This is a genomic window from Nonomuraea cypriaca, from assembly GCF_015645445.1.
Taxonomy (GTDB): domain Bacteria; phylum Actinomycetota; class Actinomycetes; order Streptosporangiales; family Streptosporangiaceae; genus Nonomuraea; species Nonomuraea cypriaca.
This window is the reverse complement of the sequence record NZ_JADOGI010000520.1, coordinates 1-1,292: the sequence shown is the minus strand read 5'-3', so window position 1 is coordinate 1,292 and position 1,292 is coordinate 1. Positions and strand designations below refer to the sequence as shown.

The 1,292-nt window shown below is 75.7% G+C and carries 1 protein-coding gene; it reads left to right on the top strand.

Features of this window, described 5'->3' with window-relative positions:
- Window positions 1-62: 62 nt before the first annotated feature.
- On the top strand, window positions 63-1,292 hold a 1,230-nt coding region (locus ITP53_RS55350; RefSeq protein WP_195903489.1), incomplete at its 3' end, for a serine/threonine-protein kinase.

Here is a 1,292-nt window from a genome sequence, read left to right as displayed (position 1 = left end):
GGGGAGGCCGTGGGGGCCTATGGTGGTCGGGAAATCCTGATGTTCGAGTAATTGGCGGGGATATGTCCGACGCGACGCCGACTCTGGTCGCCGGCCGGTACCGGCTCGACGAGCTCATCGGCAGCGGGCCGATGGGCGAGGTGTGGCGGGGGTACGACACGCGGGCCGACTGGGTCGTGGCCGTGAAGGTGCTCGGCGCGAGGGCAGCAGGGGCCGCCACCCGGGAGGTGCTCAGGCAGCACGCCCAGGCCGTGGCCAAGGTGATCCACCCGAACGTGGCCATGGTGCTCGACGTCGGCGACCACAACGGGTCCCCGTTCCTGGTGATGGAGCACCTCACCGGGCTCAGCCTGGGCGAGGAGCGGGCCGCGCGCGGGTCCATGAAGGTCGTCGAGGTGTGCGACCTCGTCGGGCAGGCGGCGGCGGGGCTCGACGCCGCGCACCGGGCCGGGGTCGTACACGGGCGGGTCGATCCCGGCGGCTTCCGCAGGGCCGGGACCGGGGTGCTCAAGGTCGTCGGGTTCGGGTTGGACGACCAGGAGCCGTCCTCGGGCGACGGCCGCTACACCGCTCCCGAGCGGGCCGCGGGCGGGAAGGCCGAGGCCCCCGGAGACCTGTACGCGCTCGGATGCGTCTGTTACGAGCTGCTGTGCGGCCGCCCGCCCTTCGACGGCCCGCGTACGGCGCCCTCGGACGCCGCGGAGCCCGGCACGTCACCCGGCCGGGCCGAGCCGGCTCCGCCGAGCGCGTTCCGTGCCGAGGTGCCGGCCGAGCTGGACCGGCTGGTACTGGCCATGATCGCGGAGGATCCCGCCAAGCGACCCGCCAGCGGTGAGGCGGTCCGCCGGGCGCTGGCCGTCATCGCCAGACCGCGCGCCGACCTGGCGGCCGCTCCCATGGACGGCGGCGCCACGGCGCCCGGCCGCGCTCCCGGCGGACCCACGATGACCGGCCACCTGCCAGGTGGCGCCGCGGTGACGGGTCACCTGCCCGGTGGCGCCGCGGTGGCCGGCGCAGCGCACGGCATGGGCGGCCCGGCGGGCGCGTATGGCACCGGCGGGCCGCGCGAGGCCGCGCCGTTCGGGGCGACCGAGGTTCACCCGCTCGGCGGCGTCGGTACGCGGGCCGGCGACACCGCTGTCTACCAGGCGGGCGACCTGGAGCCTGAGCCCCCGTCCAACCGCAAGCTGTTCGTGCAACTCGGGGTGGCCGTGGCGGCGATCGTGGCGGTGACCGTGGGCGTGATCTTGATGGGCGGCGCAGGCGAGGAGCCGGAAGCGGGGTCCACCCAG